Here is a 13883-nt window from a genome sequence, read left to right as displayed (position 1 = left end):
GCGATCTGGTTGCTGAGCAGCCCGCCGATACCGGCCGGCATATCCACTTTAATACCGTGCACGCCTTTGCGATCGATAATCGCCGGCACCTCCACCGCAATAAAGTCCGGCAGCTGTTTGATAAAGCCCAGGTTCGGTATATTGACCGCCGACTCCTCATAGCCGGAATCGGTCAGGATCCCTTCCATGATCGGCACCACGCGCTCTTTCAGCTTCAATTCGATTTTCGGCTGCACGTGCCCCAGGTAATTGCGATAGAAGGTATAAAAATCGAGAATGCCCCGATGATCGCTGACCTCGCTGGCCCAGCGGATGTACTCGCCAAAGTGGCTGTCGCCGGTGATTGGCAGGTGGTGGAATTTCTCCAGAATCTCCTTGAACAGGGTGCGGTCAGCCCAGGGATAAGCGCTGTCTTTGCCGCCCAACGCATCACGCTCAGTGCTGCCTTCGGTCTGCACCAGTTTACCGTGGGTGCGGGTATACGCCAGGATATCGCTGTAGCCCGGCAGGCGGGAGAAATAGTCCGGTGCCTTGGCGCGCACGTCGCCATAGGCATCCTTGCCGCTGTCTTTGTAACTGGCCTCCAACAACACGCTGAAGTGGTTAAGCCCAGCGGCGCGCAGGTTTAGATTCTCGAACGACGTGCCGAGCATTTCCGGTAAATAGCGCTCAAGTGAGGCGATTTCATGACACATGCCGACAAAATTGAGCTGCGGAAAGCGACGATGCACGGTGGTGCAAATGCGGCTCATCGGGTTGGAATAGTTAAATATCCAGGCGTTGGGACAGATGTCGGCAACGTCGGCACAAATGTCGAGGATCGGCGGAATAATCCGCAGCGAGTGGAACAGCCCGCCAGGCCCACCGTTTTCTCCGTATACCTGCTGGATGCCGTATTGCTGCGGGATCTGCCAGTCGAGATCCCACAGTGCGAAACGGTCACCCACTTCGATGGAGATAATCACGAACTCCGCCCCTTTCAGCGCAGTTTGACGATCGGTAGTGGCGCTGACGGTAAACGGCAGGTCTTCAGCAGCCAGAAAGTCCCGGGCGGTTTTCTCGGTCACTGCCAGTGCAGACGGATTGATGTCGTGCAGCACAATCTCGCTGCCGTACAGCGTTTTGCTTTGGAAGATATCCCCCAGCGTGCCATAGCCGAATTGCGCACTGCCCGCACCCACTAAAACGATTTTTGTAGCCATTACTTTTCTCCTGCTTCAGGGTTAATCGAAAATCAGCCTTTTACTGCGCCGTTGGTTAATCCGCTGACGATGCGACGCTGGAATATCAGGACCAGTGCGATGATCGGCAGTGTGACAATGACCGAGGCCGCCATGATGGTGCCCCAGGGAAGTTCGAACTGAGAGGCGCCCTGCAGCATGCCGATGGCGACCGGCACGGTGCGCTTGCCGCTGGAAATGACAAACGTCAGGGCGAACATGAATTCATTCCAGGCGCCGATAAAGGCCAGCAGCCCGGTGGTCACCAGCGACGGCCCCATAATTGGCGCGAAGATGCGGGTGATGATGGTCCAGGTGCCAGCACCGTCGACGATCGCCGCCTCTTCCAGCTCCGCCGGGATCGCCTTCATAAAGGTGGTCAGCACCCAGACGGTAAACGGCAGCGAGAAGGTGGTATAGGACAGCACCAGAGCGCCCAGGGAGTCGTACAGCCCCATAAAACGCACCAACTCAAACATGCCGGACAGCACCGCCACCTGCGGGAACATCGAGACGCAAAGAATGGTGAACAGCAGATACTTACGGCCGCGAAAACGGATACGCGCCAGAGCAAAAGCGGCGGTGATCGACACCAGCAGGCAAATGCCTACCGTCAGCGTCGCCACGACAATGGAGTTCAGCAGGCTGCGGGCGATGCCATTTTCCATCAATGCGGTCAGATAATTGCCCCAGTGCAGATTGCCCGGCAGATAAGCAACCTGGAACAGATCCTGCCCGGAACGCAACGAGGTGATAAACGCGTAGTAGAACGGAAACAGGCAGATCACACTGGCCAAGGCGGCCGCGGCGAAGATCAGCGTTTTATGGCCGTATTTCTGCTGTTGGCGGCTCAGTTTCATGCTTGTTTCTCCTTGTCGTTCAGGCGGCCCAGCGTAAGGAAGCAAGCGGCGATCCCCGCCACCATCATAAAGACCAGTACCGATGCGGCAGAGCCGGAGCCCATTTCCTGATAGCTGACCATGCGATCCCGGGCGTAACCGGACACCGATACCGTGGCTTCGCTGTTGGAAGTCAGCACGTAAATCAGATCAAATACCCGTAGCGCATCCATCACCCGGAAAATCAGCGCGACGATCATTGCCGGCATAATCAACGGCAAGGTGATGCGGCGGAACCGTTGCCAGGCATTGGCACCGTCGACGCGGGCGGCCTCATACAGATCGCCGGGGATCAGTTGCAGCGCCGCCAGCAACATCAAGGCCATAAACGGCGTGGTCTTCCACACGTCGGCAATCACCACCGCCCACATTGACAGCCCCGGCTCCGCTACCCAGGCCAAGGGCGTGGCGATAATGCCGGTTTTAAGCAGCAGGTCGTTCACCACTCCGTACTGATCGTGGAACATCCAGCCCCACATTTTGGCGGACACGATGGTCGGAATGGCCCAGGGCACCAAAATGGCGGTGCGCACCAGCCCCTGGCCGCGGAATTTTTGATTCATCAGCAGCGCCAGCAGCATGCCGAACACCAGTTCCAGCGATACCGACAGCAAACTGAAGCGCAGCGTGTTGCCTACCGCCAGCCACCAAAGCGGATCCGCCAACACCCCGTAGTGGTGGCCGCCCTCGGTCAGATCCAGATAGTTGGCGAAGCCGACAAACCGATAATCGTCCGGCGCGTCCAGCATGGCGTCGGTAAAGCTGTAAAACAGGGTGCGCAGCAGCGGCCAGCCGGCTACCACCGCCAGCAGCAACATCGCCGGTGCCACCAGTAACCAGGCGATGCGGCTGCGCCGCTGCTGGTGATTAAGCTTGCTGCGCCTGGCCGGCAGCACTTGGGCTGACTCATCAGGGGTAGCCGTCAGGGATAAAGCGTGCGTTTCGCGTTTCATGCATCAGACTCCGGCGGTTAATGGGGAGATGATTCAGCGCCATCCTCTGGCTTTGATCCGTTCCAGTCGCTGCTGTAAATCCGCCACGGCGGTGACACCGTCACTGTCACCGCGCAATACGTTAAAGGTGGCGTTGTAGATGGCTCGGGAAACCTGCGCGTATTGCCGTTTGGTTTGAGTGGCCGGGCGCGGCATGGCCTGGGCGAATATACCCTTGAAGTCTGCCAAATAAGGCGCCTGCGCCAATACTTGCGGATCGTCGTACAGCGCGGTGCGCGAAGGAGCCTGACCCAATAACGCCAGCGCCCTTTTTTGCGATTCGGCATCGCTGACGATTTTCAGCAGCGCGATGGCCGCCTCGGGGTGTTTGGTATAGCCGTTGATTGCCCACTGCCAACCGCCCAACGCGCTGACCGAATGGCCGTCAGCCCCTTTCGGCAACGGCATCACCCCCACTTTGCCGCGGATCGCGCTGCTACTGTCCTGCGCTAGCACGTAGGCGTAGGGCCAATTGCGCATAAACAGCGCATCGCCGTTTTGGAATACCGCCCGCGACTCTTCTTCCATGTAGCCAAGCGTGCCTTTCGGCGTGATTTTGCCAATCCAACCGGCGGCCATATTCAGCGCTTGCGCCGCTTGCGGGTTGTTAATGGTGATATTGCCCTGAGCATCAATAAAACTGCCGCCGTTTTGCGACGCCACCCACTCCAGGGCGTTGCAGGTCAGCCCCTCATAAGATTTTCCCTGAAACACCAGCCCCCAAAAGTTTTTGTGGCCGGCGGCACGCTCAGCTTGCTGAATGTGGGTTGCGACGCGGGTCAGATCGGCCCAGGTCTCCGGCGGTTGTTCACCGTATTTCTCCAGCAGATCCTTGCGGTAGTAGAGCGCACCGCTGTCCAGATAAGCCGGCACCGCTTTGACCCGGCCATTAACCACGTTGTTTTGCCAGGCGGCGGGGAAGAAATCCTGTTTGATGTCGCTCACGCTGTCGGTCAGATCCAGCAGGTGTTTGTTCAATACGCCGATCCATACGGTGTCGGCCTGAAACAGATCGATGGCGCTGGCGTCTTTGGCGGCAAACAGTTGCTGGAACAGCGACAGCTTTTCATCGGAGGCAGGAGGCAGATCGATAAATTCCAGGGTATGGCCAGTCTGAGCCTCAAAGCGCTGTTTGATCTCGTTGCAGTATTGGCGCCCTTCTTTGCTTGGCGCGCATTGCATACGCAACGTGTCGGCCAATACTTGCCCGGACATCAACGCCAGTGCGGCGGCAATCATACTCGGTATCAATCTTCTCATTGCATCCTCTCTGGTGGCGGCTGGGAATACCGGCATAGGAGCAAGCTATCGAAGGCAGGTCATTGGCGGAAATCGTTTTTCACCGCTACGATATAGAAACTTTCTATACCACCAGTGGAAAATATGATCGTGGACAAAATTCTTCGGCAGTTTATCGAAGTGGCGATGTTCAAAAATGTGAGTCATGCAGCAAACAAACTTTGCCTGAGCCAGCCGACGCTGACCCACAACATGAAGAAACTGGAAGAGAACCTCGGGGTACAGCTGCTGGAGCGAACCTCAACCGGGGTAAAAACCACCGAGTACGGCGATCTGCTGTTGGAGCAGGCGCAGATGATGCAGCGTATCTACGACAACACGCTGATCAAACTGGCATTTATCAAAGCACGTCAGGAGCAGAGCCTGCGTATGGGCACCGGTCATGCCTGGTGGTATATGTTTGTACGCGACAGCTTCAATGCCTACCGCAAGCTGCATCCGCTGGTGAATATCCATATCGATCTGGGCAACCACCTGCGCCTGATGGACCTGCTATTGGGCGGGGATATCGACTTGTTTATCGGCCATGAAATTCAAGGGCTGAACCCTAAAGCAGGCATCAGCTTTCTGCCGCTGTTTGGCACCACCGACAGTATGTTCGTGCGGCGCGGACACCCGCTGCTGGGACAGACGGTGGGCCCGGATGCGCTACTGGACTACCCCTGCGTTGAGCTGACCCCGGATGAAAGTCGTTATCATCATATGGTGGAAGATATGCAGCCGAAAAAGCTGGCGCGAAACCGCCTGCATCTGGCGGAGCGGGTAATTTGTTCGACCAATTCCATGATGTCGGCTGTAGACATGATCAACGATTCCGATGCGGTACTGCTGAGCTATCCCTCCTGTATGGCGGGTTATTTTGCGGATTACGGCATTGAACCCCTGCAGCTGATCCAGCCGGGACCACGTTGCACCGTCGGTATCTATCTGATGCGCGAAAAGGCGGATGCCCCGCATGTGGTGCAGATGCAAACACTAATGCAGCAGCACCTGGAACAGATCCGCCCGCTGTTGTCGTAGCTACTTCTCGCCGGTCAGCGCCACCAGCGCCTGGTACAGCGGTCGGGCATTGCCCGGCCCCACCACCAGCTGATATTCGGTAGTCAGACGTGGAGTGTCGACCTCCAAAAGCGCTTTAACACCGTTCAGGTCTTCGATGCCCGGTCGATCCAGCCGCCCGGCATCGCGCAGTTCCACCCTGATACGGCTAGCGCAGTAGCGTATTTTGGTCAGGTTTTCCGCTCCGCCAAAGGCGGCCAGCACCGACGCCGCAAGCTGATGTGTTTCCATTGTGCCTCCAGAAAAAGATTGCCTATGCAACAACAGCATAGAGCCGGCGGCAGGCCGAAGTGAAATTGGTTTCACCCGGTGCAATATAGACCCTATCTATAACGCATCATTCGGCGCCCCCAATCTGTTACAAGGCATATACTTAACGGAGTGTACAGATAGGAGGTAATTGAGATGAAAGCGATAATTCCCCTGTTTTTGATGCTGATGCTTTCCGGCTGCCTTGGCCGGGGCGGCCCACAGGATGTGCCGCCACCGCCGGTGCATAATGATCCACAAACCTGCAATAATTCCTCCGCCAGCGCCAACAGCGACTGCTCTCAGTCCGTGGTACCGGCGATGCACTAACGCAAGCCATGCGGGCCGCGATCAGATCTCTATACGCAGGCCCGCCGCTTTCCAGTCAGGAAATCCGTCTTCCAGCCTGCGGGCCTCGCGACCTTTGGCGCGCAGCGCAGCAACGGCGTTAACCGAAAGTACGCAGTAAGGGCCGCGGCAATAGGCGACCACTTCACGGCCTTCGGGTAACTCGGCCAATCGACGCTCAAGCTCTTCCAACGGAATGTTCAATGCGCCCGGCAAATGCCCCAGCGCATACTCTTCATGCGGGCGTACGTCGAGCAGAATTACGCCGTTTTCCTCTATCCGCGACAGCAGCTCTTCACGCGAAATGGCCTCTAACGCCTCAGGTTGCTGCAGGCTGTCCGTTACCAGCGCGCGGATTTCCGCTCGGTTATGTTCCGCAAACTGACGCAGTGCCGCCAACAGGTTGAGCACCGGGCCGTCGCCGAGGCGATATAGCACCTGTTTGCCATCACGACGGCTCTGCACAAACCCGCTGCGTTTCAAGTGTTGCAGGTGCTGCGAAGCATTGGCGATCGTCAGCCCGGCAAGTGCCGCCAGCCGTTCCACCGCTCGCTCACCCTGGGCAATATGCTCCAACAACATCAGCCGATGCGCGTTCCCCAGGCTGCGTGCCAATTCCGCCAACTCGGCAAACAGCTGCGGTTGAGGATCGTTATCCTTGGTTGACATTCCATCCGCCCTCTTTCATCATTCAATAAATCAATTGAATGATAGTGTATCAAAAACCCCATGAATAATCGACCATCCCCAACAATAAGGAGAATGGGCAGTGAATAACGAAATGGAGTTTATCGTGGCATCGTTGACTCTCGGCACCGGAGCCACGCTGGTTATGGATCTTTGGGCTGGGTTACTCCAGCGAGTGTTTGGCATCCCCTCGCTAAACTACGCGATGGTGGGCCGCTGGATCGGACATTTTCCACGTGGCCGCTTTAGGCATGAAAACATCGGACAGGCAACCCAGGTACGCTTCGAAAAGCCGATCGGCTGGGGGGCCCATTACGCCATAGGGATAGTTTTCGCCGCCTTGCTGCTGGTTCTGGGCGGGCAAGACTGGCTGCGTCACCCTACGCTGTTACCGGCGCTAGCGTTTGGTGTGGTCAGCGTCTGCGCCCCGTTTTTACTGATGCAGCCCGGTATGGGTGCCGGTATCGCAGCCAGCAAAACACCTAATCCGCCGGTGGCACGGTTGCGCAGCGTGATGGCCCACGCCGTGTTCGGCGTAGGCCTTTATCTCAGCGCTGTCCTTTGCGCCGGGCTGTGGTAATCCCAGCTACGAAGATTGTTCTTCTTCGTTGGCCAGATTTTTCGCCTGCTGTTTCATAAACACCACTTCCTGCGGGCTCGACATGTTGACACGGTGTGCCCGCAGCAATTTGAGAATATTGAACAACAGTTCGCTCTTGGTTGAACCGACCATGCGCGGGCTGGCGACATAACCGGTCACGCTGAGGATAATGCCATCCGGGCCGAGCTGGCTGAAGCGCACATAGGGCGCCGGGGCATCCAGAATGGCTTCATATTCCTGATAAGCGCTCAGCAGGATGTTGCGAACCTGCTCCGGATCGATATCCGTCGGGAAGGTCAGCGCAATAGTTACCACCCCCTGCGCATTGCCCATGGTGGCATTACGCACGTTTTGCGAGATAAGTTGAGAGTTAGGTACGATCATCGTCGAGCGGTCGCTAAGCTGGATTTCTGTGGCGCGCACATTGATACGACGCACGTCCCCCTCTACGCCGCCGATACCGATCATATCGCCGACTTTCACCGGGCGTTCGGTCAACAGAATCAAACCGGAAATAAAGTTCTTCACGATTTCCTGCAAACCAAAACCGATACCCACCGACAAGGCACTGACGATCCAGGCCAGGTTGTTCCACTGGATGCCCAGCGCCGCCAGGGTAATCAGGATCAACAGCACATAGCCCACGTTGCTGAACAACGTCACCAGCGATGCACGAATACCGATATCTGCAATGGTTTTTGGCAGCAGTTCCTGGCTTAACCAGCGCTGGGTAACTCGCAGAATATAGATGCCAATGGCCAGGCAAATCACCGCATTGATCAGGTTACCGGGCACAATGTTCAGTTGTTTCAGCCCTTCGCCGCTAAGAATGGCGATGATTTTTTCCAACAGCGAGTTGGGCGTCGTGGTGCCAAACGAGCCGTTAAACAACGAGACAATCATCAACAACAGCAGCGAGCACTTGGCGATGGCGGTGAAGATGATCGCCATCTGCTCCAGGTGGCGATCCTTAAAATTAAGCGACTTCTTCAGCATCTTGCCGCTGGCGGTTTGCGGCGAGAAGATTGCCGCGCACAGGTCAGTGGCGAACAGCACCAGGAAATAGAACGTCATTAACACCAGCGCGATCCAAATCACCTGATAGGTCAGGAAACGGGCAAAAGCGATATACCCTATCAGCAGCGAAAGCAAGATCACGCTTGAACACACCAGGGTGCTCATATGCAAAAGCCCACTGATGGTGGAGCGCTTCTCTACGTGTTCGCCCTGCTGTTCCAACTGACGGCGGATACGCTGAGAACGCAGTGGCATCGCCAGCAACACCATGCCAATCAAGCCGGCAACCAGGCCATTACCAAAAATGGTGGTGCTCAAACTGGCGCTGACGGCATTATTAATAAGTTCTACCGTACCAAATGCCAATGCCAGCCCGGCCAACAGCGGCGAGAAATAGCGCAGACCTGAGGCAACGGCATTATCCAGGGTGCCAAGGCGCCACGAAGGGCGATTAAGTGACAGCGTTGCGCGCCCCAGTCCGGCAATCAGCGCGCAGAAAATCCCTAACTGATAAAAACTCCCGGCGAAATCCTCCAGCATCACCGGTAAGGGTTGTACGCGTGTGAAGGTGAGGAACAGCAGGTTCAACGCAATGCTGGTAGTAACAACCGTGACGGTGACGGTCATGATTGCCATAAAACTGCGGCGCAAACGCCCGTCCGGAAGATAACGGATGCTCACCCACGCCAGGAAACGCTCGGAAAAATAGCGCCCCCACGACCAGATAACCACCGCCAATGCCAACAGACCCAGGGTGCCGTAACGTGAATCTTCCTGCCAACTGGCGTCCCAGGTCTGTTTCATTGCGGCGTTGAACTGATCCAGGCGCTGCACGTCGTCATCGGCAGGCTTTATCACCGGCGTCCAAAATTTGGTGCCCAACACGCTACCGGTGTTCAACGCCAACTGACTTTTGAACGCGACGCGACGTAAGTCACTGATTTGTTGCCCCAGATCGAGCACGCCAGCTCTCATCGCCTGTGCGCGTTGAACCGCTTCGTCGAGCTGCTTCTTGCTGTTATTCAAGGCATTGCGCTGTTGTACCACTGCTGCGTTTTCCGCCAACGCGCCTGCCGCCGGTTGCGGCCCCAACACGTCCAGTTGCGCCTGCAGCTTCTCTTGCGCCGGTTGCAAGTCGGCCGCCAGCTTTTCCAGCTTGGCGGCCAGATCGTCAGTGGTCAATTTCAGCTTACTGAGCTGGGTATCGTTACTGGCTTTGGAAACCTGCTGTTTAATGCTGTCCAACTGCTTCTGGTAGTTTTTCAGGGCGGTCGCAGGGTCCGGCTGGCTTTCGGCTACCGGGCTGTCATCCTGTGCGGCAACGCTGGTCAGCGGCGCCAACTGCAAGCCAAACAGCAGGAACAGGAAAAGAATAATTTGACGGGGCTTTAACATAAATTCGGGGCTCAGCCTTTACATGATAGACAAACGAAACAGGCGGGCCGGTAGTCACCGACCCGCCTGGCTAATCATAAACTGAGATTATGATAACTGCTTAATCTCCGCTTAAATATCAGTATTACTCCCATTCAGCACGATTCTCATGGTGACAACGTCACTAAAAGCAATGAAGATTTACCGCTTACCGCACTGATAACGCTGCGAATTTACACTAGCGCAACCTGCCAAAGCCCCCTATACTCAGCTCATTCATTAACCTACGTTATAAAAGGAGGATTACTATGCCGATGTGTGAATTGTTTTTTTACTCACACTTCTATAGTAATTGCCGCTGCTCAAGCATTACCGGTATCGTGCTGCGATAACCCAGGCTTGAGCGAAGCTTACTAACATTTGAGTCCCTTCCCTCCGGCTTACCGGGTTGTCGTCAGCGATGTTTGACGATAGGCATACGCATGCCTGTAACTCTTGAGTAAGCAATGAGCACATTACTTTCTGCATTATCTGTCGGCTACGACAACAATTTCGGCCCTCTGCTGGTTGAGGTTTCCTTTAGCCTGAAAAAAGGCGATCGCATCGGTTTAATCGGCCACAACGGCTGCGGTAAAAGCACCCTGCTTAAAATCCTCAGTGGCGATCTGCCCGCCAGCGCCGGTAGCGTAACCCCTGCCCACCAGTGCCTGATGGCGCGGGTGGAACAGCACCTGCCCGAAGCTCTGCACGACTGCAGCCTGCTGGATGCGGTCATGGCGCGACTACCGGAAAACCAACGCGTCAGTGAAAGCTGGCAAGGCGAAGTGCTGCTAAGCAGCCTGGGCTTTGCGCCAACGTCATGGACACTGACTGCGGGCACACTGAGCGGCGGCCAGCATACGCGCTTGCTGTTGGCGCGCGCGTTGATTCGCCAACCCGACCTGCTGCTGCTGGATGAGCCGAGCAATCACCTGGACCTGCCGACCCTGCTGTGGCTGGAGCAGTTTCTGCAAAACTGGTCCGGCAGCTTCGTACTGGTATCTCACGATCGGCATTTGCTGGATCAGGTCACCAACTGCACCTGGATCCTGCGCGATAAAACTCTGCAGTTTTTCCGCCTGCCCTGTACCGCCGCACGCAAGGCACTGGAGGAACAGGATGAAGCGGACGCACACCGCCGTCAGGCGGAGCAGAAAGAGATCGACCGGGTGGCGAAAAGTGCCCAGCGGTTGGCCGTGTGGGGCCGGGTTTACGATAACGAAGACCTGGCTCGCAAGGCCAAGCAAATGGAAAAACGCGTTGATCGGCTGAAAGAAGAGCAAACCACGTTGAGCGCAGGCAGCCAATGGCGGCTCAGGTTAAAGGGCGAGGCACTGGATGCCGATCGCCTGCTGGCCCTGCCGCAACTGGACGTGCGCCCGGCGGCGGAGGCTCCGGTTCTGTTCAGGCTTGCATCGTTGTGGGTTAAAAGCGGGGATCGCATCGCCATCGTCGGGCGTAACGGCTGCGGTAAATCTTCGTTGCTACATCATCTGTGGCGCGAATACCAAGACCCAAACCAACGGGAAGCCGTGTTCCACCCGCGAGTCCGCATCGGCTATTACGATCAAAGCCTGCAGCAACTGCGTGACGAGGATACGCTGAGCGAGGCGTTGTCGCATTTCGCGCCGCTGACCGAGGAACAGCGGAAAATGGCGCTGATTGGTGCCGGGTTCCCTTACCTGCGCCATCAGCAGCGCATCAGCACCCTGAGCGGCGGCGAGCGTTCGCGCCTGCTGTTTGTTGGGCTGACGCTGGCCAACTACTCTCTGTTATTGCTCGACGAGCCGACCAACCACCTGGATATGGAAGGCAAAGAAGAGCTGGCCGAGACCCTGCGTCAGTTTGAAGGCGCAGTGATGCTGGTCACCCACGACCGAATGCTGATCGAAAATAGCTGTAACCGCTTCTGGTTGATTGACCAGCAAAGGCTGGAAGAGTGGCAGGATCTGGAGCCGGTCTACCACCGGTTGGCACAAGCGACGGAGGCCGCGCCAATGACCACCTCGTCCCAGCAGCCTGCCTGTCGCGAATTGCAGCATGCAGACGAGGAGCGACTGTTGGCCGCGCTGTTTGAACTGGAAAGCAAACTGCAAGAAGATCTGGCGCGTAAACCCAAGCATCAAAAAGTGCAGCTGCAGCAGCAATGGCGAAGTGAAATCGCGACCATTACCGCACAGTTAAATCTGGACTAACCTGTACAGGCCGCCTGCGGGCGGCCTTTTTCTTAGGGAGGTGGTATGAATATTCATCTCAGGTTGGCAACCCGTGAGGAGCGACCCTTGCTGGCGGCGATGCTGCCCAACTATTTGCGGGAGCTGGCTGCGGATACTGACTATCCACACCTGGCTCGCTATTGGCATGAAAACGGCAGGTACCCGTATCTGATAGTAAACCAGGCACAACCGGTGGGATTTGCCTTGGTCAGAACGCTGCTGCCAGCTACCACTATGGAGATGGCGGAGTTTTATGTCGCCAAACCCTGGCGAAAATACGGTATAGGTAAAAGTGCCGTGCAGGCACTGTTTGCCCTGCATCCCGGTCGTTGGCAGCTGTCGGTGCTGGCAGACAATCCGGGCGGCCTCGCCTTTTGGCTGTCGGTGGTACCACCGACGGCTTACCGGGCCTGGGTTGAAAAACCGGGGATCCGACCTCACTGGGCGCTGTCATTTTGCGTCGGCAGCGCCCCTTGATAAGCACCAGAAACTAGATGCCGGGTTTAGGCTTAATCGGCTCCACGTGCCCTACTGCCCGCGATATGCTGGGATAAAGTGCGCGTAACTGGCGTTCGATGCTGTCTACCGCAGCATGCGCGGACACAATAGAGGCCGCCGGGGAAACCCGACAATGAAAGTTGACGATAATGCCGTTCGCGGTTTTGCGTGCGCGAATGTTATGCACGTCCTGCACCATTTCACCGTTCTCTACCGCCACATGCAGGATCTGACGAATGTGCGCCAGCTCTTCCGGTGCAACATCTTCACTGGCTACCCAGTGGTGCGTCTGCGGTTCAAGATGAGTTTCAATTTCAGTCTCCTCGCCAATCGCCTCGCGCAGCAAGGTTTCAATCTCACTGGCGATATCGTGAGCCTGTGCCACGCTGGCGCTGGCAGGTACGGCCAGATCCAGACTGATCGACATGCGTTCCGGCAGCTGTTGCAGGGCCAAATTTTGCACCACCGCCCCGTGGTTGGCGGCGATCACCCGGATACGGGTCGCCATGTCTTCGTCGCTGCGGGTTTGCGGGTTGGCAATCACCGTGGCCTCGGCATTGGCATATTGCCGTTCCAGACGTTCGGCAATCGACTTTTTCAGCGCGTTGATACGCTCCAGCGGCAAGGTGCGACACACGGCGACGGTGACCTCAATGAACAACATGGCACCGGCGTTGCGGATGCGAATATTCTCGGTGGCCAGTATTGCGGGGAAGCTCTGGAGCAAGGCATCGATTTCTTCCTTGGCACCGGCAGGCGCGGTATCCATCAGCGAATCGAATGAACGTTTCCCCAGTTTCACCGCCGCGACCACAATAAAACAGGCTACGATCAACGCCGCGATGGCGTCTGCACGGTTGAAGCCGAGCATGACGAACACCATACCCAACAGCACCACGGCAGAAGCCAACATATCTGAGAAGAAATGCAGCGCATCGGCCTCTAGCGCCGCGCTGTCAGTGGCCTTTGCCACGCGATTCAACGCCCTGACGCGGAAAAAATCGACCACAATCGAGATCAACAGCACCGCAATGACCACAGGGGCAGCGACAATTTCATGCGCCTCCCCGAGCAGGCTTTTGCCGGCCTCGTAAACAATCCAGCCGGCAGCCCCCAACAGCAACAGTACTTCAAACAGCGCGGCCAGATTTTCGACCTTGCCATGACCAAAATGATGGTCGTCATCAGCGGGTTTGTCGCTGATGCGCACCGCCAGCCAGGTAATACTGGTGGCAATAAAATCGGTGAAAGAGTGGATCCCTTCAGAAATAAGACCAATACTGCCGGTAAAAATGCCGGCAATAAATTTCCCGGTTGCCAATAGCCCGCTGGCTATCATCGAATTTCTGGCAACGGATTGTTTTTCATTTTGCATATTACGGCTC

The 13883-nt window shown here is 56.6% G+C and carries 12 protein-coding genes and 1 pseudogene (1 of these 13 only partly in view); 5 read left to right on the top strand and 8 right to left on the bottom strand.

Annotated features, from left to right (window positions below; translation table 11 throughout):
• From NR114_RS05190 to NR114_RS05175, 4 genes and pseudogenes are all read right to left on the bottom strand, one after another.
• Positions 1-1202 (bottom strand): annotated as a pseudogene (locus NR114_RS05190) (alpha-glucosidase); it reaches 167 nt to the left of the window's first position.
• Positions 1203-1234: 32 nt separating this feature from the next.
• Positions 1235-2080, bottom strand: a complete 846-nt coding sequence (locus NR114_RS05185; RefSeq protein WP_234529218.1) for a carbohydrate ABC transporter permease — start codon at positions 2078-2080, stop codon at positions 1235-1237.
• Complete coding sequence (locus tag NR114_RS05180; RefSeq protein ID WP_046373480.1) at positions 2077-3072, bottom strand: carbohydrate ABC transporter permease; 996 nt, start codon at positions 3070-3072, stop codon at positions 2077-2079. Before NR114_RS05180 ends, NR114_RS05185 begins: the two co-directional genes overlap by 4 nt.
• A gap of 33 nt (positions 3073-3105) precedes the next feature.
• Positions 3106-4371 carry an ABC transporter substrate-binding protein gene (locus tag NR114_RS05175; protein WP_234529217.1) on the bottom strand — a complete coding sequence of 422 codons (1266 nt, stop codon included), beginning with the start codon at positions 4369-4371 and terminating at the stop codon, positions 3106-3108.
• Between the two features lie 123 nt (positions 4372-4494).
• Between NR114_RS05175 and NR114_RS05170 the strand changes: the two genes are divergently transcribed.
• Positions 4495-5430 carry a LysR family transcriptional regulator gene (locus NR114_RS05170; protein ID WP_046373478.1) on the top strand — a complete coding sequence of 312 codons (936 nt, stop codon included), beginning with the start codon at positions 4495-4497 and terminating at the stop codon, positions 5428-5430.
• Here the strand turns inward: NR114_RS05170 and NR114_RS05165 are convergent, their stop codons facing one another.
• Positions 5431-5700, bottom strand: a complete 270-nt coding sequence (locus NR114_RS05165) for a PTS transporter subunit EIIB (RefSeq protein ID WP_020826992.1) — start codon at positions 5698-5700, stop codon at positions 5431-5433.
• A 174-nt stretch (positions 5701-5874) separates the two neighbouring features.
• On the opposite strand from NR114_RS05165, the gene NR114_RS05160 reads away from it, so the two are divergent.
• Positions 5875-6048, top strand: a complete 174-nt coding sequence (locus NR114_RS05160) for a hypothetical protein (RefSeq protein WP_020826993.1) — start codon at positions 5875-5877, stop codon at positions 6046-6048.
• A 21-nt stretch (positions 6049-6069) separates the two neighbouring features.
• On the opposite strand, the gene NR114_RS05155 is transcribed toward NR114_RS05160, so the two are convergent.
• Positions 6070-6735, bottom strand: a complete 666-nt coding sequence (locus NR114_RS05155) for a metalloregulator ArsR/SmtB family transcription factor (RefSeq protein ID WP_116690424.1) — start codon at positions 6733-6735, stop codon at positions 6070-6072.
• A gap of 100 nt (positions 6736-6835) precedes the next feature.
• On the opposite strand from NR114_RS05155, the gene NR114_RS05150 reads away from it, so the two are divergent.
• Positions 6836-7333 carry a DUF2938 domain-containing protein gene (locus NR114_RS05150; RefSeq protein WP_234529216.1) on the top strand — a complete coding sequence of 166 codons (498 nt, stop codon included), beginning with the start codon at positions 6836-6838 and terminating at the stop codon, positions 7331-7333.
• A gap of 6 nt (positions 7334-7339) precedes the next feature.
• Here NR114_RS05150 and NR114_RS05145 read toward each other — a convergent pair whose 3' ends face one another.
• A complete protein-coding gene (locus NR114_RS05145; protein WP_116690423.1) occupies positions 7340-9766 on the bottom strand; it encodes a DUF3772 domain-containing protein in 2427 nt (808 codons plus the stop codon).
• Between the two features lie 485 nt (positions 9767-10251).
• On the opposite strand from NR114_RS05145, the gene NR114_RS05140 reads away from it, so the two are divergent.
• Both NR114_RS05140 and NR114_RS05135 read left to right on the top strand, forming a co-directional pair.
• Positions 10252-11979, top strand: coding sequence for an ABC-F family ATP-binding cassette domain-containing protein (locus NR114_RS05140; protein WP_234529215.1), 1728 nt, complete (start codon positions 10252-10254; stop codon positions 11977-11979).
• 45 nt (positions 11980-12024) lie between these two features.
• Positions 12025-12477, top strand: coding sequence for a GNAT family N-acetyltransferase (locus NR114_RS05135; protein WP_234529214.1), 453 nt, complete (start codon positions 12025-12027; stop codon positions 12475-12477).
• 13 nt (positions 12478-12490) lie between these two features.
• Here NR114_RS05135 and NR114_RS05130 read toward each other — a convergent pair whose 3' ends face one another.
• A complete protein-coding gene (locus tag NR114_RS05130) occupies positions 12491-13873 on the bottom strand; it encodes a cation diffusion facilitator family transporter (RefSeq protein ID WP_048758808.1) in 1383 nt (460 codons plus the stop codon).
• Positions 13874-13883 lie beyond the last annotated feature (10 nt).

The organism is Serratia sp. Ser99 (assembly GCF_024519545.1).
GTDB lineage: Bacteria > Pseudomonadota > Gammaproteobacteria > Enterobacterales > Enterobacteriaceae > Serratia > Serratia liquefaciens.
This window is presented reverse-complemented; position numbering and strand designations above follow the sequence as displayed.

What these genes read in the sequence shown, in the direction of transcription:
- NR114_RS05185 (WP_234529218.1), bottom strand. Translation starts at nt 2,080, where the DNA reads ATGAAACTGAGCCGCCAACAGCAGAAATACGGCCATAAAACGCTGATC.
- NR114_RS05180 (WP_046373480.1), bottom strand. Translation starts at nt 3,072, where the DNA reads ATGAAACGCGAAACGCACGCTTTATCCCTGACGGCTACCCCTGATGAG.
- NR114_RS05175 (WP_234529217.1), bottom strand. Translation starts at nt 4,371, where the DNA reads ATGAGAAGATTGATACCGAGTATGATTGCCGCCGCACTGGCGTTGATG.
- NR114_RS05170 (WP_046373478.1), top strand. Translation starts at nt 4,495, where the DNA reads ATGATCGTGGACAAAATTCTTCGGCAGTTTATCGAAGTGGCGATGTTC.
- NR114_RS05165 (WP_020826992.1), bottom strand. Translation starts at nt 5,700, where the DNA reads ATGGAAACACATCAGCTTGCGGCGTCGGTGCTGGCCGCCTTTGGCGGA.
- NR114_RS05160 (WP_020826993.1), top strand. Translation starts at nt 5,875, where the DNA reads ATGAAAGCGATAATTCCCCTGTTTTTGATGCTGATGCTTTCCGGCTGC.
- NR114_RS05155 (WP_116690424.1), bottom strand. Translation starts at nt 6,735, where the DNA reads ATGTCAACCAAGGATAACGATCCTCAACCGCAGCTGTTTGCCGAGTTG.
- NR114_RS05145 (WP_116690423.1), bottom strand. Translation starts at nt 9,766, where the DNA reads ATGTTAAAGCCCCGTCAAATTATTCTTTTCCTGTTCCTGCTGTTTGGC.
- NR114_RS05140 (WP_234529215.1), top strand. Translation starts at nt 10,252, where the DNA reads ATGAGCACATTACTTTCTGCATTATCTGTCGGCTACGACAACAATTTC.
- NR114_RS05135 (WP_234529214.1), top strand. Translation starts at nt 12,025, where the DNA reads ATGAATATTCATCTCAGGTTGGCAACCCGTGAGGAGCGACCCTTGCTG.
- NR114_RS05130 (WP_048758808.1), bottom strand. Translation starts at nt 13,873, where the DNA reads ATGCAAAATGAAAAACAATCCGTTGCCAGAAATTCGATGATAGCCAGC.